The sequence below is a fragment of the Nitrosomonas communis genome (genome assembly GCF_001007935.1).
In the GTDB taxonomy this organism is placed as follows: Bacteria; Pseudomonadota; Gammaproteobacteria; order Burkholderiales; family Nitrosomonadaceae; genus Nitrosomonas; species Nitrosomonas communis.
Genome location: NZ_CP011451.1, coordinates 1147041 through 1165404 on the forward strand (window position 1 = coordinate 1147041; position 18364 = coordinate 1165404).

23 protein-coding genes are annotated in these 18364 nt (G+C 45.3%); 8 read left to right on the forward strand and 15 right to left on the reverse strand.

Going from position 1 to position 18364, the window contains the following annotated elements; translation table 11 throughout:
- Nucleotides 1-61: 61 nt before the first annotated feature.
- The 11 genes from AAW31_RS05190 to AAW31_RS21800 all read right to left on the reverse strand — a co-directional run bounded on the left by AAW31_RS05190 (nucleotide 62) and on the right by AAW31_RS21800 (nucleotide 12088).
- The gene (locus tag AAW31_RS05190) at nucleotides 62-1123 is read right to left on the reverse strand and encodes an IS5 family transposase (RefSeq protein WP_046848937.1); all 1062 of its coding nucleotides are present in this window, start codon (nucleotides 1121-1123) and stop codon (nucleotides 62-64) included.
- A gap of 121 nt (nucleotides 1124-1244) precedes the next feature.
- Nucleotides 1245-5249, reverse strand: a complete 4005-nt coding sequence (locus tag AAW31_RS23860) for a hypothetical protein (RefSeq protein WP_046849424.1) — start codon at nucleotides 5247-5249, stop codon at nucleotides 1245-1247.
- A gap of 33 nt (nucleotides 5250-5282) precedes the next feature.
- Nucleotides 5283-6818: a tape measure protein gene (locus tag AAW31_RS05200; protein WP_046849425.1), complete on the reverse strand. Its 1536-nt coding sequence runs from the start codon at nucleotides 6816-6818 to the stop codon at nucleotides 5283-5285.
- A 79-nt stretch (nucleotides 6819-6897) separates the two neighbouring features.
- Entirely contained in the window at nucleotides 6898-7122 is a 225-nt protein-coding gene (locus tag AAW31_RS23415) for an integrase core domain-containing protein (protein WP_407667745.1), read from the reverse strand.
- Nucleotides 7100-7726: an IS3 family transposase gene (locus AAW31_RS23420; protein WP_407667746.1), complete on the reverse strand. Its 627-nt coding sequence runs from the start codon at nucleotides 7724-7726 to the stop codon at nucleotides 7100-7102. Before AAW31_RS23420 ends, AAW31_RS23415 begins: the two co-directional genes overlap by 23 nt.
- 20 nt (nucleotides 7727-7746) lie before the next feature.
- Nucleotides 7747-8028 carry an IS3 family transposase gene (locus AAW31_RS23425; RefSeq protein WP_036503716.1) on the reverse strand — a complete coding sequence of 94 codons (282 nt, stop codon included), beginning with the start codon at nucleotides 8026-8028 and terminating at the stop codon, nucleotides 7747-7749.
- A gap of 17 nt (nucleotides 8029-8045) precedes the next feature.
- Nucleotides 8046-8177, reverse strand: a complete 132-nt coding sequence (locus tag AAW31_RS23050) for a hypothetical protein (RefSeq protein ID WP_258920415.1) — start codon at nucleotides 8175-8177, stop codon at nucleotides 8046-8048.
- Nucleotides 8164-8376, reverse strand: coding sequence for a hypothetical protein (locus AAW31_RS05215; protein WP_046849426.1), 213 nt, complete (start codon nucleotides 8374-8376; stop codon nucleotides 8164-8166). Before AAW31_RS05215 ends, AAW31_RS23050 begins: the two co-directional genes overlap by 14 nt.
- Before the next feature lie 267 nt (nucleotides 8377-8643).
- Entirely contained in the window at nucleotides 8644-9807 is a 1164-nt protein-coding gene (locus AAW31_RS05220; RefSeq protein ID WP_052752096.1) for a virulence-associated E family protein, read from the reverse strand.
- A complete protein-coding gene (locus tag AAW31_RS18805) occupies nucleotides 9762-11021 on the reverse strand; it encodes a hypothetical protein (RefSeq protein WP_052752097.1) in 1260 nt (419 codons plus the stop codon). Before AAW31_RS18805 ends, AAW31_RS05220 begins: the two co-directional genes overlap by 46 nt.
- Entirely contained in the window at nucleotides 11021-12088 is a 1068-nt protein-coding gene (locus AAW31_RS21800; RefSeq protein WP_200899719.1) for an antA/AntB antirepressor family protein, read from the reverse strand. Before AAW31_RS21800 ends, AAW31_RS18805 begins: the two co-directional genes overlap by 1 nt.
- Before the next feature lie 115 nt (nucleotides 12089-12203).
- Between AAW31_RS21800 and AAW31_RS05230 the strand changes: the two genes are divergently transcribed.
- The 3 genes from AAW31_RS05230 (at nucleotide 12204) to AAW31_RS05240 (ending at nucleotide 13320) form a co-directional block, all read left to right on the forward strand.
- Nucleotides 12204-12398 carry a hypothetical protein gene (locus tag AAW31_RS05230; RefSeq protein ID WP_235264500.1) on the forward strand — a complete coding sequence of 65 codons (195 nt, stop codon included), beginning with the start codon at nucleotides 12204-12206 and terminating at the stop codon, nucleotides 12396-12398.
- 113 nt (nucleotides 12399-12511) lie between these two features.
- The gene (locus tag AAW31_RS05235) at nucleotides 12512-12952 is read left to right on the forward strand and encodes a hypothetical protein (RefSeq protein WP_046849428.1); all 441 of its coding nucleotides are present in this window, start codon (nucleotides 12512-12514) and stop codon (nucleotides 12950-12952) included.
- Nucleotides 12949-13320: a hypothetical protein gene (locus tag AAW31_RS05240; RefSeq protein ID WP_046849429.1), complete on the forward strand. Its 372-nt coding sequence runs from the start codon at nucleotides 12949-12951 to the stop codon at nucleotides 13318-13320. The genes AAW31_RS05235 and AAW31_RS05240 overlap by 4 nt, the downstream gene beginning before the upstream one ends.
- A 53-nt stretch (nucleotides 13321-13373) precedes the next feature.
- Here AAW31_RS05240 and AAW31_RS05245 read toward each other — a convergent pair whose 3' ends face one another.
- Complete coding sequence (locus tag AAW31_RS05245) at nucleotides 13374-13925, reverse strand: deoxynucleotide monophosphate kinase family protein (RefSeq protein ID WP_052752099.1); 552 nt, start codon at nucleotides 13923-13925, stop codon at nucleotides 13374-13376.
- Between the two features lie 300 nt (nucleotides 13926-14225).
- On the opposite strand from AAW31_RS05245, the gene AAW31_RS21175 reads away from it, so the two are divergent.
- Entirely contained in the window at nucleotides 14226-14630 is a 405-nt protein-coding gene (locus tag AAW31_RS21175) for a hypothetical protein (protein WP_158441399.1), read from the forward strand.
- On the opposite strand, the gene AAW31_RS05255 is transcribed toward AAW31_RS21175, so the two are convergent.
- Together AAW31_RS05255 and AAW31_RS05260 are read right to left on the reverse strand one after the other, a co-directional pair.
- Nucleotides 14605-15009 (reverse strand): hypothetical protein, encoded by a 405-nt coding sequence (locus AAW31_RS05255; RefSeq protein WP_046849431.1) that lies wholly within the window; start codon nucleotides 15007-15009, stop codon nucleotides 14605-14607. The two genes, AAW31_RS21175 and AAW31_RS05255, sit on opposite strands and share 26 nt — an antisense overlap.
- Nucleotides 15010-15087: 78 nt before the next feature.
- Nucleotides 15088-15549 (reverse strand): phage regulatory CII family protein, encoded by a 462-nt coding sequence (locus AAW31_RS05260; protein WP_046849432.1) that lies wholly within the window; start codon nucleotides 15547-15549, stop codon nucleotides 15088-15090.
- Nucleotides 15550-15627: 78 nt separating this feature from the next.
- Here AAW31_RS05260 and AAW31_RS05265 point away from each other — a divergent pair, with 78 nt between their 5' ends.
- Nucleotides 15628-15819, forward strand: coding sequence for a hypothetical protein (locus AAW31_RS05265; RefSeq protein WP_046849433.1), 192 nt, complete (start codon nucleotides 15628-15630; stop codon nucleotides 15817-15819).
- Nucleotides 15820-15827: 8 nt separating this feature from the next.
- Here the strand turns inward: AAW31_RS05265 and AAW31_RS19605 are convergent, their stop codons facing one another.
- A complete protein-coding gene (locus tag AAW31_RS19605) occupies nucleotides 15828-16148 on the reverse strand; it encodes a transcriptional regulator (RefSeq protein ID WP_200899720.1) in 321 nt (106 codons plus the stop codon).
- An 83-nt stretch (nucleotides 16149-16231) separates the two neighbouring features.
- Here AAW31_RS19605 and AAW31_RS18815 point away from each other — a divergent pair, with 83 nt between their 5' ends.
- From AAW31_RS18815 to AAW31_RS05285, 3 genes are all read left to right on the forward strand, one after another.
- On the forward strand, nucleotides 16232-16924 hold the full coding sequence (locus AAW31_RS18815; RefSeq protein ID WP_052752100.1) for an XRE family transcriptional regulator: 693 nt from the start codon (nucleotides 16232-16234) through the stop codon (nucleotides 16922-16924).
- Nucleotides 16925-17071: 147 nt separating this feature from the next.
- The gene (locus tag AAW31_RS05280; RefSeq protein ID WP_046849434.1) at nucleotides 17072-17461 is read left to right on the forward strand and encodes a hypothetical protein; all 390 of its coding nucleotides are present in this window, start codon (nucleotides 17072-17074) and stop codon (nucleotides 17459-17461) included.
- Between the two features lie 248 nt (nucleotides 17462-17709).
- A complete protein-coding gene (locus AAW31_RS05285) occupies nucleotides 17710-18246 on the forward strand; it encodes a hypothetical protein (RefSeq protein WP_046849435.1) in 537 nt (178 codons plus the stop codon).
- Nucleotides 18247-18364 lie beyond the last annotated feature (118 nt).

Here is an 18364-nt window from a genome sequence, read left to right on the forward strand (position 1 = left end):
ATAATTAAATTTTTCTAAATTCAAGGTGATTCGGGTTGTTATCTTCTCGTTTTTGCTCCCTTTAAGCCATTTCGGGCGCACTAACCCTATCGAAACTGAAATACCCTTTTCGAATCAGCGTCGCTACACGCTTGATGTTATAGACGAGGTTGAGTAAGCCTATTTGTACTTTTGCTCTCCCATAACCTATGGTACGAATCGTGATTCCGCCCAGTTCATTCGTCATCGAACCAAACACATGCTCGACTCGTGCACGCACCCGTGATTTCTCTTTGTTACTGGATTTTTGTGCTTGCGTGAGGGGATGATTGCGAGCGCCTTTTTCGTGAATCTGACTCGTGTATTTTGAGGTGACCAGACTTTCTTCCTGTGCATTGCTGCGGTATGCTGAGTCCGCATAAATATCTGCGCCTCCCACTTCAGGGGATTGCAGCACTTCTTCCAAAACCTGACTGTCATGAATTTGCGCTGAAGTAACTTCCCATGTGGTTATCAGCTTGGTATCGCGATCCATATTGACGTGATCTTTGTAACCATAAAATGATTCGCTGTTCTTCTTCGTCCAACGCGCATCAATGTCTTTTTGCGCCAGTTTGTGGGGATTCTGTCCCCATTCAATCGGAACGGCATCTTCTTTAATCATCTTGTTTTCTTCACGTGTATTGCGTTGTTTAGGCACACTCACAAAGGTCGCATCAATGATCTGACCTGACTTCAGTTCTACCTCCAACTCTCGTAAACATTCATCGAATCTTGCAAACAGACGATCCATCAGATGGTTCTCTTTCAACTCTTCCCGGAACGACCACATGGTCTTTGCGTCAGGCACTACCCCTGCCAGACCAAGTCCCAAAAACCGCATGAAACTCAACCGGTCCCGGACTTGATACTCCAGCCGATCATCCGACAGATTATTCATTCTTTGTAATACCAGCATTTTGAATAGCATCACCCGATCAAAGGGTTTGCGGCCTGCTTCACTTTTCCGGGGCTTCGTCGTTGTCTCTGCAAGAAGATCAGCGAATAGATTCCAATCGATTATGCGATTCAGCTCTTCAAGCGGATCATTTAACTTACTTAGCTGAGCATATCGATTGTCAAGGTCAAAAAAACCGAGTTGCATGGTGAGGACTCATATCGGGGAGCATAATCTCATTATTATACATTTGAAACAACGTGTTATCCTGGACAAATCAAGAAAATACTACTTTCTCCTAACGCGCCTCATTTTATAGCTTGAATTTTTAGAGGTGCCCATTATTTATATCGCTTATGCTCTTGATGTCATTTTGCGCGTTTAACGTAGAGGCCGTGCTCTCGATATCGCGTATGTCAACAACACTGCGGATATTCTCATCTATCGAACTGATGCGCTTGATCTGATCGAGCGTCTGGCTTTTATCAGAGATGCTCAATGCGTTAAGAATATTCCGGGTGTCCCTATCTGTAATGCTGGCTACAGATTTATAAGCACGCTCTTCAATTGAGTCTAATGCAGTATTAGAGAGATTCGTTATATCGCTAACGCTCCGAGCATTACTAATATTGCTCTTGCTGCTTACAAAAGATGCATCTGTTAATTTCTTGCCAACGCTACTGAGCAGATCATTTTTATTGGTTTCTGATGTAATGTTTGCCCGGCTGAGAAGATCGCGTCTAGTTTCGCTTGATACCGCTCTGTTCTCAAAGATATGCTTGGCATTAATAACATTGTCGATATGGCTTGTGCTGCGTGTATCGTTTAACACATTCAGCGCATTAGCTGTTTCCTCAATTTTTGAGATTGATTTTTGCTCTTTCTCAAATTCCTTGATGAATTCCTGCTTGTTTCTCAAATCGCTATGCTCATGGATGATCGATGCATCACTTAACGCATGGCGTTCAGTTGATGAGTCAGCAAATCGATTCATCGCATTAATCACATTGCTAACCATGAGCTGCTTGCTGGTACCGACTAGACCGCCGGTTGCATAACCTTCCGGCTCTCCTCGTTTGGCGGATTCGTGCAAACTGTCAAGCGCACCTACACCAATGTTCCTGACTGCCTCTTGGCTGAACACATACTCGCCAGCATGAACGATACCGGCAGGCTTGAACTTACCGCCTGAGCCGGTGAAGCCACCGTCTGAATATCCTCTGGAATCCAGCCGCTTCAATCCATTGTCGTCATAGAATTTATTAATGTCGGCAATAGAGACTCCGATGGAACGTGAAAGCTGTTCAATGTTTACGTCAAACTGTTGAGCCGTTTTCGCTACTTTGAGTAAATCGTTTTTATTGGCCTGGTAGAAGTCACTGACCAACTGATCAGATATTCCATAAGTAGGAGTAGCGGAAATGCTAGGAGTCACGGCTTCAGATAGTCTGGGTACTCCCAATGCATCGGTAGTCGCGTTGATTTCGCCAATCGAGTATCCGGTAGCTTTGGATATATCACCGGAACTATAACCTAGCTCTAAAGCCTTGTTATAAATCTTAAGAGGATCATTTATGTTGGCATCTACAAAAGCCTTGATCTCTGCATCACTTGCCTTTGTCTTAATACCTGAACCGCTAAAACTAAACGAGCTGAATCCTCCGCCACCACCGCTGCCAGCACTGCCTGAGCCGCTTGCGTTAGCTGTATTTATAGCTGCCTGGAAGTTTTGAAGCGCATCAGCAATGGTTTTAGTGTTTGTTTCGATTCCGTTCAGAATATCAATCTGCGTTTTAGCATCTTCCAGAATCTTATCTAGCCGTGTCATTTCACTCTTGAAACCATCTTCAAGAGATTTTTTAGATTCTTTCAATGCATTGAGAGAACGTTCCTCTGTACTCAACTGATCGTCAGTCAATGCGCCCAGCTCACCCAGCATGCTAGCGGTCTTAGCCTGCTCGAATGCAAAATCAAAACTAGTCGTAAAGCCCGAGGTGGATTGCTGCTTCAGTACGTCCAAAGCTTGGCTGATATCATCTAAATTCGGCAATCCGCCACCAGCCCGCGCGGTAGTAAGCGCCGCTTCAATCTGAGCTTTAGCCTCACTCCGTTCCATTGGACGGATAGCATTGATCGTATTTTTGAATGCATCTGACAGGGACTTCAGTTTGCTGATTGAATCAGTAACGCTCTCGATCTGGGTATTGATTCCATCCAGTGCGGTATTGTATTCATTGGTCAGCCTGGTGCGCTCGGCATCAACTGATCTTTGAAGATTTGCATAAGCTTTATTGACTGCATTCAAGCTGTCTTGATCAATACTGTTAAAAAAGTCAGCAGTTATGCCCGCCGCACGCATCATTTCATCAGTAAGCACTCCGCCAGCATTAACGCATTCCCTCAGCGCTTCAGTTATCGCCTCCCTGCCCATGTCAACAGATAGCCCGAACTGACTGAGCGCATCGTTAGCCATGATGCGCTTAATGCCAGTCACTTCCTCTGGCGCAAACATCCCGGCAAGAGATAGTAGATTTTGGTTGTCATTCGCTTTTTTCAAATCGACAGAATTTAAATAATCGAGCGTAATGCCAACCGCGTTCATCACGCTTTGAGCAGCAGCAGTCAGCAACCCGCCGGAGCTTACAAACTCTCTGACGTATTCTATTAGCTGCTCTCTGCTGATATCTGCCGATATTCCAAACTGGCTGAGCGCATCGCTCATCATGGAGTATTTAATACCTAGCACTTCATCGGGAGCGAGGTTGCCAGCTAAGGACAATAAGTTCTGATTGACGCTTGCTTTTAACTGATCTGCAGCATTTTTGACATTCAAGAATGCTGGCGCAAGTTCCAGCAATTTACTGGCTGTTTCAACCGAGACGCCGCCAACCTCAGTGACTGATCTGATCAGCCCAGCGTATTGCTCTTTGGTCATGTCAGCAGATAGACCAAGCTTGCCAAGCCCACGGTTCAACAGCTCAAGGCTAGTGGCGTTAACTTCCTGCTGAGACATGAAGTTCTCTGAGAAGAAACTAATCTGCTGATTGAGCTTGTCTATGCCGCCTACCTGCTGAACCAGTTGCGAGCGATGATCAAAAGACATGCCGCCAACTGCTTCTGTCGCAGCATTGGTTGATCCGCTTAATAAAGACGCAGCACTTTCCAGGCTAACGAACTCCGTGCCCAGTCTAGATAAGGTCTGAAGCGCATCTTCCCCTTTGCGACTAAACTCAGCAATGCCAGGCACAAGTGCATTGACCATTTCATCGGTGATGCGTATCAGCTCTGCGCTAATTTGTTCCTCGGTTAGCTGTTTGCCGCTCTCGGACGCCACTTGAATCTGAGTAGAGAAATCATCAAGAGGCTGTTTGCTGATATGCAGGCTGTCAGCTACCGTGTAAAGTGATTTAGAAACGCTGGCAGTTGTTTCATTGATTACCTTGGTTATAGCCTTTGAAGTCTCAGTTAAGCTTTCCTCGTAGGAACTTAGCTTATTATTATCCGTGCTGAACTCATTGGTAACCATGTCAACACTGACAAAATCGCGCTTGTCACTGACAAAAGTTCCGCCCTTCGCCTTAAAGTTGGTACGGATGGCACCATTTTCCACGCCCTCAGCACCCACCATGGCGTCGATTAAGGTCTCTTTCTGTCTCAACGGGCCTCGGCCAAACAGCGCGTTTAAGGTGCCACCCAAGATGCCGCCGATGGGACCAAGCAGGGCCGTACCGACCGCTGAGGTGATCATGCTATTCATGCCAAACAACTTTTTATCGCCGCCAATCATGGTTCCACCCATGAAGCCAGCCGCTAGAGCGGCGACTGGCGCAGCAATTTCAGCAAACGACGCCATGATTGGCGCTAAGGTAGCGGCAAACTCACCCGCCATCACACCGGCTTGAGCCGCCATGCCAGCTCCCATCGTCGCACTTTCTGCGGCTATAAAACTGGCTGCCTGAGCCCCTCCAGTCATGCCTGCGCTAAATGACCCAAATAGAGTACCTGCGTTAGACCCAAAGCTGGCCAGGCTCATAGCATTGGATCCAAAGTTGGCTATATCCGCCAACCCAATCCCACTGGATCCGCTACCGGTTGCGGTACTGCCAGACAACCCAAACGAACTGAACAGCGACGCCATATTGCCGGTTGGCTTATTAAACAGTGCACCCCAAATATCAGCGGCCAGCGCCTGCACCAGCATTTGCTGAATCGCTTGCGCAAAACCATCCACCATATCGCCAAACCGACCATTTATGCCATCAAACAGCGCATCCCCTAGCGCGTTTTGCAGGTTACGTTGCGCCTGGATAGCGAATTGGGATATCTCATCCAATGCATCACGTCCAGCCTTGCCGGTTTTAAGAAATTATTCTTCAGCCTGCTTTAACGCTCGATTGTAGGTTTCCTGGCTGATCGCGGTTCCATCGGTAGCATTGCGCGCTTCACTGAGAATCTGAACCTGCCTGTCGTATTTTTCCTGATCGGTTAGAACGCTCTCGGTGATCTGTTGATAGCGTTGTAAATTCTTGGTGATCGAATCAATCTGGATCTGTTGCGCTTTGAGCGCCTGGTTTTCCTGTTCTATTTTATCGATGAGAGGTGCAGCAACGTCAAGCACACCAAGCTTGGCAGCCTCTAGTCGCTTAATTTCGGTAGACGTTAATCCAGATTGACTGGCCTCTTTAATGAGAGCATCTAAAAATCTCTGACTTTCTGAAACAGAGGTTTTGGTAACTGTTGCTGTTTTTGTGTATTCTTCTTGCGCTTTCTGTAGGGCTCGATTGTATGTTTCCTGAGTAATGCGGCCAGCCTTGAGCAAACTGTTCAGTTCTTTCTGGGTTTGAGCGTATTTCTCACTTGGCGAGATAACTGATTCAGTGATTTTCTGGCCGCGCTTAACCATATCTTCAGTCAATTTGTTAGCTGAGGATGCGGTCGACACAGCGCTTTCTTTTATTTTTTTGTTGGCGGAAATCGTCATTTTATAGAGATCATCAATAGCGTTTTGATAATCTTCTCTAGCCTGGTCGAACTCTCTCTGAGGGAAGAAAAAATCACCCCGTATAGGTATATTTTTGATATCGGCAATATCAGCAACCTTCTGCCGCAATTCTTCGACTTTGACCTTTTGTTTTTCTATTTTGGAAAGATTTTCAGCTGATCCCACGCCAGCCATATGCTTATCAAAAGCAGAAAGATTTTCTGATGAGCCAAATACACCTGCCATGGCATTGGCTAATCTCGTGGCGAGCTGGATACCGCTAGATAGAAAATCAATCAGGCCGGTATTGCCGATCGCCACTTTCATTTCAAACATGGCGGTATTAAACCGGTTGATTTGCGCTTGCAATCCCTGTGCGGCTTGCTGAGACTGCGCCCCGAATGTTTTCTCCAGTTCTGCCGCCAGTTTTGGCAATAATTCCTCGGCCGTAAGCTTTCCGCTTGAAACGAGAGCATTAAGCTCTGTTGTAGTCATGCCCATTGAACGAGCTGCAATTTGTAACGCGCCAGGCAAGCGTTCGCCAAGTTGGCCAGAAAGCTCTTCCAAACTTACCTTACCTTTACTAACCATCTGTTGCACAGCCAGCAACGCTCCGCTTGCTTCGTCAGTAGACAGACTGAGCGATACAGAAGCTTTAGAAATGCCTTCAAAGATATCGCGCGTAGCTTGCCCTTCTAACGCAGTTCCTTTAGCCGCCGCAGCTAATCTGGAGAATTGCTCCGCAGATACCCTCAAGTCTAGCCCAAGTTCATTAGAGGTTTCCCGCAGGAATTGCATAGCATCATTGGATGCATCGACGCTCCCCAAGCCTACCTGGAGTGTATTATTGAGCTTTTCAATGTCTAAAGCCGCATCCGCTACCGATTTGATGCTTTGGAAGGATGCGAATCCCGCCACCATACCTAGTGCACTGATGTGGTTCCCTGTAACTGGACAACCTGAAAGAAAGTTCAGCTCTGATATGTATAGTTAAACAGGTTCAGGCAACCCGATCAATTCTTGGATCACTATAGTAGATTTCATCAGGCGTAAGACGGTCAAGGCTTTGATGAAATCGTTCTTGATTGTACCATTCAAACCATGTGGATAAATTCTGCTTTATCTCCTTCAGATTATTGAATTCTCTGGTATATAAAAGCTCATACTTAACTGTCCGCCAAAGTCGTTCAACAAAAATGTTGTCATAGTAGCACCCCCTTGCCATCCATGCTGATCTGAATATGATGATCTTTTAGTATGGAGGTAAATGCTTCGCTGGTAAACTGTACGCCCTGGTCGGTATTCATGATCTGTGGACAGCCATAATCCTGGATGGCTGCCTCCAGCGCCTGAGTACAAAAGTCAGTATCCAAGGTATTGGACAAGCGCCAGCTCAACACCTTACGCGAATGCCAGTCGATGATGGCAACCAGATAGCCAAAGCCTTTCTCCATGGGGACATAGGTTATGTCGGCAGCCCAAACCTGATTGGGTTTATTAATGACAAGTTCTCTAAGCAGATAAGGATAGACCTTATGCTGTTTGCTTGAGATGCTGGTCCTGGGTTTTGGAGCTATGCTGACAATACCGAGTGTCTTCATTAAGGAAGAGGCTTTCTTGCGCCCTAACATGATTCCCTGGCGCTGAAACCAGGTAGCATAACTGCGTGAGCCATATTGTGGCGTCTTTAAGTACTGTTCATCCATCATGCGCAGCAGAACCAGATCAGCATTACTGATTGGTTGCGGTTGATAATAATAAGTTGAGCGCGCCAGATCCAGCAGCTGACATTGACGAGTTTGACTAAGTTTGCCATGGGGCTCAATCATCTCTTTGCGTTCTACAAGACTTAATGATTGAGCTTTCTTGCTAAAAAATCGCGTTCTACCGCCAATTGACCAATAACCCGGTGCAGGTCATCTGTTGTAGGCTGCTCCTTATTGGCGGCAGTATTATTTTTACAAAACAGCTCGGCAGCTTGCTCAATGAGTTGCCGTTTCCAGCTATTGATCTGCGTGGGATGTACATTATAACGCGCTGCTAATTGGGGGACAGTTTCATCACCACGTATCGCTGCCAGCGCTAGTTTTGCTTTGAATTCGCTCGAATATTGTATGCGCTTTTTACTCATTGTTATTAAGCTCCTTTTTAATTCTGCCAGAGCTTAACAACCTGTACAGTTTTTGGGTACCACTTCACATCCACGCGGTTCGAATTACCCACACGGGATTGATGCTGGGAAGGACCCGTGATCATTTGTTGAATACTAATGGTCGTCATTTCTTACTCCTTTCTTTTTATCAACCCACATATCGCCAGTGATCCCACCGATAGCCATACCTTCAGTGGATGGTGTACCCAGCTCACGCTCACCTTCCTTCAGATACACCAGCTTGAGGTCATCGCCAAACACAGCCCGCACCTCATCGGCCAGCTTGCACGCTTGCGGGAATTGCTGCCTCACCTGTTCTTTTTTCATGGGTTCCTAACCTTGTCTGAGGTTAGGAATAGGTTAGAAAGCTGAAAACGAGCATCTGTGCTTGTTCTTCCTAACCTTCCTAACCTTCCTAACCTATGTATGACTAAATATATAAAACAGAAATAGCCTATACGCGCGTGTGTGCGCGTACGTGCGCGCGCGGTGAGGTGCGGAAGGTTAGGAAGGTTAGGAAGAAGCCCAGCCCATGCGGCTTTTGGGGTTCCTAACCTATCCGCGAGGTTAGGAAGAGGTTGGGAACTTATGATGTCAAAATGCGATGCCATGATCGCCAGCTTTCTCTTCATCACCACGCCCTGGCTTTCGATCGTGTCCCATTTCTGTGGGGGACTTGTACCAATACCCGGTTGTTGCGTGCGTCCGTTTCTCAATGCGCCTGCAGCCTAATTGCCGCAATGCACTCCCTATCCTCGTTTGAATATCCCTGCTTAACCGTGCTGCATCAATTTTTAAACACCCTACTGCCACATCTGCAACGCAGAATTCCTGTTCCCTGTACTGTCTCAGTAACCAGTCCTGGATCATATCGACATAGCTGTCTGAGGCACCCCGCTTGAATTGTTCCGGATTAAATATCTCCCGCTGCTCATTGCTATCTGGCCAGAAACGCTCGCCACTCAGATACACCTGATAGGCTTCCGCGAAGAGCTGATCGCGTGCAGCGGATAGCCCATCGGTATTCACATCACCATCACACTCCACCGGCCAGAAACGACGACCGCCGGTCGGGTCCTTGTTCCATTCCCACTCATTGGTAGTTCCCCCGAACACCAGCTGGCGCGGGCAGCGTATTTCTCGCGAACCATAAGTAGGCCTGAATTCGTCAACCTGTCTGGAAAAAAACGACTTCTGCCGGGTCGCTTCCGCCCGAGCCAAAGAGCCCAGCTCAGCAATCTCATACAGCCACTTGCCACGCAGCGCCGACATGGAATCCTTGTTATTCAAATCAAGGTCAGTCTCACCGAACCACTCCCCACCCAGCACGCGCAGCGCAGCCGATTTTTTACGCCCCTGCTCTCCTTCCAGTACCAGGCAGTAATCAAACTTAACCCCCGGCTGCATCGCACGAGCAACCATGCCAACCAGAAACCAGCGGGACACACGCCACACATACTCGGTCTTCTGTGCGCCCAGAAAATCTGGAATCCAGTCATTGATTCGCTCTACCCCATCCCACTTAAGGGAGCGCAGATAATCCTGTACCGGGTTAAATCCATGAAATTTAGCCAACGCCTCAACGGCAAGACCGACCATGTTCTCCCGCGGTGCAAACCCATACTTGCGCGTGATCCACATCGCTGTCTGTACATCATCATCACTCGTCCATTCCCCCACCCTGCCACCGGCATAAGGAGGAGGCTTCAGCTTCATGGTGCGGTAAGCAAATTCATCGTAGCCAAGCACCCCTGCCATTGCTTGTCATGTTCAAGGATGTCATACACATTGGATAAACAACTGGCCGGCCGTTTACCATCCCATACCAGATCATGGGACGTCCAGGGTGGACCGCCATCATCACCCCCTGATGAGGAGAAATTGTTTTGTCTGACAGGCGTCTGTTCTATCGGTCTGGTATTGAGAACAAACTGCGTCAATTCCTGCGCTGTCATGCCATCCTGAATGGCATCGGCGATATCCCAACCATCTGCCTTTTCACCTGGCTTAGGAATATCGACGATATGAAAATTGTCCGGATTGTCAAGAATACTGCGTATCTTGAGCATCGCTGCCATGCCGGGTTGTTGTGACTCAGGCAGCAAATGATTGCCTGTTCGATCGCGTTGCGCATCACAATCCGCAAAGGCATAAACCACACGGCCACGTAATGGCGACCAGTCGATCTTGCCAATCGCCTTGGCACCACCCGGCCAAGTTACGAACACAAAATCATCTCTTAGTATCACATGCCCTGCATCAGCACATTTTTCCCCTTCCACGAGTACTACAGGCTTATCAGGATGCTGAGCGAGCTCATACAATCCATAAATCGGTCTAGGCTCAGGGAAAGCCATCCAGCGCCACTCACGTTTCTTATTCTGAGTATGCTCAGCAAAACAGCACGGCAGCACTTCTTTGCCGCCGTCTGAGGTCGTAAACCGGCAAATAATGCCCAGTAAATTCCCTTGCGTATCGTAATACTCATAAGTTGCCTGCGGACGACCGCGCACAGGATGAGCCAATGGATATTGGCCAGCATCATCCGGTGCCGGCAAAATGGGATGCCATAACGTGCGCTTACTGGTGGATTCCTGCTCTGGTAACGCATCAGGCTGCTTGATGGGTATAACATTGCTGCGCGGGCCCGGCTTTGGTTCAGCATCATCAATTGCAATACCCACCTGAGCGGCTATTTCCTTGGCGGCATTGATCTGAGTTAAACCATTAATGTAGGCATACAGGCTGATCAAATCAGCGCCAGATTCATTTGTGGAAAAATCAGACCATACACCCGATCTCAGGTTGATCGAGAACGATCCTTTTGAACGATCACCACGGGTAGGATTGAGCGCCTTATATTCACCACCGGACACATCACTACCTGGTAACCATTGCGCTACCAGTAAGTGAGCACGATTCAGTGCGGCTGAGGCTATTGCTTTGAAATCCAGCCTTCTTTTGGCGCTCATTATTTACCCCTACCCATCCAACGTTTCAGATAGTTAGCTCCAACGCTTATGTGAAGCAGGGCTTCATCCACCTCTGTCCAACCAGTGACAAGCAACTTACTCAAATCATCCAATGCATCCCAGAGAGGGGAGCCGACATCGTGCGGCAGTGTGTTAGCCCATCCCTTCAATTCAGTAATGAGCTTCTTAGCTACTTCAATGTTTCGGTCATTGCCTTCCCCACAACTTGGAGCTGGACGTGTCCATACGGGTGGATTGATAAGCTTGTGCGCGACCGGAAGAGATTTAAGCAGGCGTTCTTCTATTTGCTTGGCGAGTTGCTCGGCCTGAGCGGATTGATCTGGTAAGGCGGGTTTGTTGGATCGCTCCAAAGAAATGAAATAGCGTCGAATCTGACGACCTTTTTCATTGTTCTCGACCATCGCCAGTTCTTTGGCCATGTCGAGGGTTAGGTGGTATTCGGTGGTTGGGCGACCGCCTTTTGTGCCTTTGGAGGTTTTTAACAAAATTGTTAAAAAGTCCTCTCCTTCAGTAAATCCGTATTGTTCGATACGTTCTTTAATCCAGTTGGCAAATTGTCGCTGTGACTCTAAGAATTTATGAAGGTCACGTGCATTGCAAAGCTGGACGGATTGATGCTGAATGGTCCCGGTGAATACCGGTACTAAATCGGTAGCTGTCATGATATGCGCCTCAAGTTCGTTTAACGAACCGCCGACCACGACTGCAATCATGGTGGGCGGAACTGAACAGGTTGCAGTACTGGTGAGGCACCAGCGGCCTTGCGGCCCCTGCTCAGCCCGCCCATAAACGGACGCACTGAGGCACAAAAAAAGCCGCACTGCTTGATACGCGCGGCTAATATCCTTCGCCGCCTCATTCAGGACTGCAATCCATACCACGTTTTTTTCCGTGGTATGGAAAGGATAAGCCTGTATAGCAGCGGTTGTCAAATCCTTAAATTTTTCGTTATGTAATTGATGAAATGTCTTGTATTTGACCTCTTTAGTCTCATTTAGGTTGAGATAAAGCTTTTTATACTTTCTGTAAAAGTTACTGTACGCCACATATAACCATAAGAAAGGCAACATTATGTTTCCCGAATCCTCTAAAGAATCCTTGCACGAAAACCGCCCTATGGTGTCTATTACAATAAGTGTTCCAGCTGATGTAGAGGATTCTATGAAAAAAATAGCGCTACTCAGAGGATTTACCGAATACCAGGCAATGCTGAAGTCATACATCAACGAAGGGTTACGCAGAGATGAATACCGATATTCCGGCATATCAATGGCACGTTTCATTGAAGCGCTAAAAGAATATGGCGTACCTGACACCGTAATCCAACAAGCTACACGGAATTTAATTGAGCCATGAATACCTGGATAAGCCTGAGAGGTTAGCGGTGTCAAGAGCATCATAATTCGCAGTTTCTCCAATGCAGAACGAGAATAAAGTTCAGACAAAGTATTAATAACAAGCGAGGAAACATGGAAGAGATATACCTTGTGCATGCTGAAGCTGTGGCCGCAAAAACGGCACTTAACGCAAATGATATTGACAATGTAGATGCAATCATTTTTGTTTCTGCTAAATCACAAGATGAAGCTCAAACACTTGCAAATTCTGCTTTGATGGAACATGGCTACCAGCTGATAAGGGTTTTTGCAGTTTCTGTACCCACTCTTTCCGCTGTTTTAAAGTCGGACACACGATTAATAGTTCAGTACCATGCTGCGGTTGAGTTAGGGTGCAGTCTTGAGATAATGGCTCATCCGCGTGACGAGCGGCACCCGGATCATCCTTTTGAGAGTCGTACATTGATATCTCCCATTTTTTATGAGACAAAAAAGCAGCAGATTGGCGATTTCTCCAATGTTGATAGAATAGTAAGTTCCAACAAGCTATTAATAACAAAGGAGAAACCATGAAGCTAAGTGATGACAAAAAATCTGTAAGTCTGTCAATCAATGAAACACTATCGGCAAGCGAGCTGACTACGCTAATAGCCGAGCTGGCAGTTATCAGAGCAAACATGCTGCCTGAAGTATCAATGAAACCACCTATTAAAAAGGAAGATGGAACAGCATCCTTACAAGATAATCCGCGGCTAGCCATTGCAAGACTCCAAGATAACAGGATCAGATTCTGGCTCAGAAATGCCGGACTTGGCTGGATGATCTTTGATATTCCCAGCGACCAGGTTGGCCCGATCCGCGACTATCTCATCGCCAATACTCAAACGGGAACCAGCGATCTCTTCAGAGATGGCAACAGAAATAGCAACAATCTTCAATGAATTCAGTGAATTTGAATGATCAATAGTGAACATATGCGAGGCTGTATTCATGCTTATCCCCTTCCTACCAATCCAGCCATTGACCCGGCAACCTCAGCCCGCAAATGATCCATATCCCCATCATTACAAATGATCTGGTCGATATACCTATCATCAATACCGTGCTCACTCTCATACCCGGTATTGACTGCAAATGGATTATTCTTGCGCTCGATATGCCAGATCACCCCGCCCCGCCGCTTGATCATCAGCGCTTCATTTCCAAAACGCACATCAGATAACAGGCACCGGTTAAAATGCACAATTTTGTTTTCTACTCTATGCACCCAAATATCAGGATGAATTAACTTCCTGCCCCAATCTGTACCAAAGGACTGCATCACCTCCCTGGGCGAGCGTCCAAACAATGCAGCATCCGGCTTTTCTTTCAATTCACGATCATGGAATATCTGCCCGTCTACCTCAAAGATATGAGCCAGGCAATGCACCATAGAATTTTTAAATGTCAGCTCAGTAAAACCATATGAACTACATAAATGCTGAGCCACCGTGCTCTTACCCGCGCCAATCGCCCTGCTTAACCCGATCAATTTAATATCTACCATCTCACACCTGAATAAATATTTAGTTAGCTTTTACGGCTCCTGACTTAGGATACAACTCACAAAGAACGCATCAAATGCCATTTGCATATAAACATTGACTGACATAAAGAAATTCAACAAAAATTTGTTAAACTGATTTTGACAATCGTCAATAAATTGATGTCTCATCTTAATTAAGCTGAGAATGGTGATTTTGCTCAGCACAAAGTGATGAAGGATGTGTTTTTCAAGCCACGTTCTTTCTTTGGCAGAGGCAGTCGCGTGTATTACGTCTCCTAACTTTCCTACTCTTACCCTACCATGCCCCTGAAAATTATCGAAAAACTTATTGAAAAATATGGTCCAATTAATGCTCATAAAGAGCAGCTTCTGCTCTTGAAGGAGCGAATCATAGCTTACGAGGATCATCTTTCTGAATGCAGAATAAAATCTGCTGCTTCCGCGGATGTAATACGTAATCTTGAATATGAAATTCGATATCTGAAGCTCGAAAATAACGTATTGCAGGAGAAGATAGAAAGGTTTCATCATGCTAATATTGAGGGATTCCAGTGTAGATATTGCGGTTCGGTAAAGCTAAAGAGAAAAGGTGATAAGCCACATAAAGTATTTTCTGATCTGGGCATAGTAGATACTTTCTTCATTTGTCTGGATTGTGGGAGAGAATCAGTACTCACCATTAATACTCTTGAAAAGCTTTATTAAATTTTGGCTGGCCAGACGATCCCTTCAATGTTGGGAGAGCATTCATGATAATATTGAGCGCTTTTCCTACCATTCCTGCTAAGGGTAATTCATGAGTCAGCTTGGCGAACAGTTGTACGAAATTATCTGTCCTCATTGCAAAACTAAATTTAGTAAATCTTTGCAATGGTTGAAACAGAGCGATAGAGATTGCAAAGAATGTAAAGTTACATTCAAGTCTGATGAATTCATGCGAGAGATTGAAGAAATCGAGCGCAAGCTTTCTAGCATTAGAGAAAAAATTGAAAAGATGGGATAAGAACCCCTCTAAAAATCCATTTAATTCATTTGTATCTGCTGTTGTAATATCTATCTCTCTCATAGTATCGTCAGTTAACATTTGTTTATAAAATCCCCGTAACACCACACCGAAGGGAAGTCGGCAGTAAGGGAGGAGTTACGGGGATTCGTCATGTCACTACTCGGAAAATCTTTTATAAAGGCTGGCTGTCACCTGATTTAACTCAAGCAACAGTGGCGCCAGTTCTTTGCGCTCTGATGCATCAAACTTCCCATCTTTTAAATGTTCAGTGCCTGCGCTCAAACAGGCCGATGCAGCTGCAACCAAAGACAGGAAATGTTTAACCTGGCTTTCTTCGTTAAGGTCTGCGCTTCCCATGTCTATATCCATGGTGGTCTGACCTGTTAAGCTGCAAATCTGGAAGGTTGTTCTCTTCGCCTGTGCCAGCAGAATGATTTCAACAATGGTGGCAAACGTGGGTGGTGGGCAATCATGATCAGGATTAAGGCCATTAGCCAGCGTACTGCCGTTTAAATCAAGCGCTTCAGCTAATGCCTTGATGCCTCCAGGATAATTCTTGGCATCAGCCTGCAGGGCCAGAAACAATGCTCTATGTACTTGCTTAGGATTCCGTTTCACGATTCAACCTCTTATGTTCGCGTTTTCGCTTGCTATTTATTCTTTAATAATGACGTCATCATTTAACAAGGAGACGCCATGAAAAAATTCTTGCCGCCAGTTAAAACGCCACCGTCAGAACCGCTTGATATGCGGTCAGCGTCTGCATGGGCTGCCATCATTGGAGCCGTCATCGAAGCTGAGCGCATCAGGACTGGTAAGGAGAAGGTTGATGCTTCTTGCATTAGCGATTCCATAGCTCAAACTGATCGATCTGATGTAAATAAATGAGAGTCATGTCAGCTTTGACGACGATCAAACACGCGCCTGTATTCCTTGCGCCTGTAATTTTTACGTCTATCCACTTGGCGGCGTTGGTAAATGCGGCGTTCTGTAAGCTCGCCAGCAATAATTTGTTCGCTAGTAGCAGGCTTCCTAACGTACAAATCAGGCCTCAATTCTTCGCGGGGTATGCCGGTAATTTTTTCAACGTCCAGTATCCTGTCAGCTGGAATCACTTCCCATTGAGACACGGCAGCCCTGCTTAAACCAAGCTTCTTTGATAGCGCAACTACCCCGCCGACCCTTTTTGCTATATTTTTGATATGTTCTTTACTCATGAAACTACGTTTAGCGATACTTAACAAAAAATGACAAGTAATACTTGATCACAAAAGTATAGTTTTGCTATACGATTAAATATATGGAAATTGGAACTAAACTATTAAAGTTAAGAAAAAGTCTTGGATTAAATCAGGAGCAATTTGCCGAATATGCCGGCATTTCTAAATCCGCTGTCTCCCAATGGGAAAATGGCGCGACCACACCAGGGCTAGAACAACTGTTAAGGTTGAGAGAAAACCTGTCTTTTTCTTTTGATGAATTACTTTGCGACGAATACAAAGAGCCATCCTGTCTCAAGTTGACTACAAATAAAGAAAGCGGCAAGATCCTGCCTTTTGAGAGAAATGTAGTGAATATTTCCGTGTTTTCAGCTAAAGGCTCAATGGGTACAGGTGAGCCGCAACCTAGCTACGAGACCATTGTTGGCGACATCAAAGTTAGCAAGGAGTGGGTTGAGGAAAATTTAAAAGGTATTACGAATGTAAGAAACCTTGCGGCAATGACCGGCAGAGGCAACTCTATGTCGCCAACATACAAGGATGGAGATATTCTTATTGTTGATACTGGGGTGAAAGCAGTAGATGTTGACGGCGTATATGTTTTTACTACTAATGGCAATTTATTTGTTAAGAGAATAAGAAAAAGACTTGACGGAAAGCTTGAGGTGTCAAGCGATAATCCTATCGTAAAGTCTTACGATATCTGCGACGAAAAAGATCAGCTAAACATCCTTGGCTTGGTAAGGTTAGCGTGGAATTGCAATAAGATTTGATTGACTATCGGCACCATTGCAAAACTACCAAGCGCAGCTGTTTGTAGAGCTGATACTGGGGCAGCGTAATGTAACTTAAAGCGCAGCGAAACAAAATTTTCTAAAAATCCTCCAAATAAAAATCACAACATTTATGCGGAGGTATCTGTGAATCAGATAACTCAACTCAAGAGTTACTCAATAAGAGTACATAAGATAAAAGATACGATTCAAATTCTAGCTTTTCTCATAATTCTATGGCTGCTTTTATGGCTGCCTTCTGTTGAAGTTCACGCATTTAGTGCGATCACTAGAGGTGGGTATGTTGCTTGCACAAAAAAAGAATGGTTAGAAGACATGTTTCGTTTTAGCGCAGCAAAAGATATATATAGCCTCCAATCTTACTTAGACTCTAGAAAGTGCATCATTCTCAAAGAAGGGCTGCTAGTTACGGTAAAAGAATTTCCTGGTTTGAGTAATATTGTAGGTTTTACTTATCGTCGTGAGGTGATAATGTGGGCTAATATAAAGGCATTAGATTATCGAGATAAAAAATAGTCACATTTGCGCGTCATATAGTGGCAAAGTTACCAAGCGCGGCTGTTTATAGGGCTGATACTGGATCGATTTAAAAGACATTAATTGCAACAAGGGTTTATTGCACCTCATTTTGCGCTTCTTCAATTGACGACAACGTCATATCAAGAGAAAATCCCACCTTTATTACTACAATCCAATCCGAAATTTTTCATGCGTTTTCAAAAGGAGTAATTCATGAAAAAAATTTTATTTTACTACTGTTTTTTTTGACAACTAACACTGCTAATGCCTTATCAATAATTTATGATGGCTTTAAATGTACAGATGAATCAGCAATTTTAGGCGATCAAGCCCAAAGCATATTCACAATTGAAGAAGATTTAGGAGGTGGTAACTATAGATTATTATTGGAAAACGGATACTTGGTCTTCAAAGATAAAATTTGTATAGAATTGATTAATACTTCAATAGATCCAGCCAACTTACATGGCCTATCCAAAATAAAAGCGGTAGCATATTTTAATGGCAATGCTCTAGTTATCTCATATGGACTCATAAAGCAAAACAAAGACATAGTGAATGGCAATCCTATATTACTCACCGACATTAACTTTCCTAGTACTTACACCCTAGTTTTTGATTATTTGCCCTCCACACAAAGGTTCAAACTTAAAAGTGCAACTAAACTCGATAATCTTTTTACCGCGCTGCATAGTGGAAGTAATAGCACTCCATCCTTCTCTAGTTCTCATGTAGATCCAATATTACCAGTAGAGGAAATACAATTCTTAATTAAAGAATAGTTCAGCTGGTTGTCGCCACCCCAAGCACACCAAATCAAAGCACAACAGCGCAGAAAAAAGGTAAGTAACTAGCAACCCAGCCCTACCCAACGCCCCGATCAAGGGGCGTTTTATTTAT

Excerpts from the sequence above, each read along its gene's own strand:
- AAW31_RS05190 (WP_046848937.1), bottom strand. The coding sequence starts at position 1,123 with ATGCAACTCGGTTTTTTTGACCTTGACAATCGATATGCTCAGCTAAGT.
- AAW31_RS05200 (WP_046849425.1), bottom strand. The coding sequence starts at position 6,818 with ATGGTGGCGGGATTCGCATCCTTCCAAAGCATCAAATCGGTAGCGGAT.
- AAW31_RS23415 (WP_407667745.1), bottom strand. The coding sequence starts at position 7,122 with ATGGCAAGGGGGTGCTACTATGACAACATTTTTGTTGAACGACTTTGG.
- AAW31_RS23420 (WP_407667746.1), bottom strand. The coding sequence starts at position 7,726 with ATGATTGAGCCCCATGGCAAACTTAGTCAAACTCGTCAATGTCAGCTG.
- AAW31_RS23425 (WP_036503716.1), bottom strand. The coding sequence starts at position 8,028 with ATGAGTAAAAAGCGCATACAATATTCGAGCGAATTCAAAGCAAAACTA.
- AAW31_RS23050 (WP_258920415.1), bottom strand. The coding sequence starts at position 8,177 with ATGACGACCATTAGTATTCAACAAATGATCACGGGTCCTTCCCAGCAT.
- AAW31_RS05215 (WP_046849426.1), bottom strand. The coding sequence starts at position 8,376 with ATGAAAAAAGAACAGGTGAGGCAGCAATTCCCGCAAGCGTGCAAGCTG.
- AAW31_RS05220 (WP_052752096.1), bottom strand. The coding sequence starts at position 9,807 with ATGGCAGGGGTGCTTGGCTACGATGAATTTGCTTACCGCACCATGAAG.
- AAW31_RS18805 (WP_052752097.1), bottom strand. The coding sequence starts at position 11,021 with ATGAGCGCCAAAAGAAGGCTGGATTTCAAAGCAATAGCCTCAGCCGCA.
- AAW31_RS05230 (WP_235264500.1), top strand. The coding sequence starts at position 12,204 with ATGAAAAAAATAGCGCTACTCAGAGGATTTACCGAATACCAGGCAATG.
- AAW31_RS05235 (WP_046849428.1), top strand. The coding sequence starts at position 12,512 with ATGGAAGAGATATACCTTGTGCATGCTGAAGCTGTGGCCGCAAAAACG.
- AAW31_RS05240 (WP_046849429.1), top strand. The coding sequence starts at position 12,949 with ATGAAGCTAAGTGATGACAAAAAATCTGTAAGTCTGTCAATCAATGAA.
- AAW31_RS05245 (WP_052752099.1), bottom strand. The coding sequence starts at position 13,925 with ATGGTAGATATTAAATTGATCGGGTTAAGCAGGGCGATTGGCGCGGGT.
- AAW31_RS21175 (WP_158441399.1), top strand. The coding sequence starts at position 14,226 with ATGCCCCTGAAAATTATCGAAAAACTTATTGAAAAATATGGTCCAATT.
- AAW31_RS05255 (WP_046849431.1), bottom strand. The coding sequence starts at position 15,009 with ATGTTAACTGACGATACTATGAGAGAGATAGATATTACAACAGCAGAT.
- AAW31_RS05265 (WP_046849433.1), top strand. The coding sequence starts at position 15,628 with ATGAAAAAATTCTTGCCGCCAGTTAAAACGCCACCGTCAGAACCGCTT.
- AAW31_RS19605 (WP_200899720.1), bottom strand. The coding sequence starts at position 16,148 with ATGAGTAAAGAACATATCAAAAATATAGCAAAAAGGGTCGGCGGGGTA.
- AAW31_RS18815 (WP_052752100.1), top strand. The coding sequence starts at position 16,232 with ATGGAAATTGGAACTAAACTATTAAAGTTAAGAAAAAGTCTTGGATTA.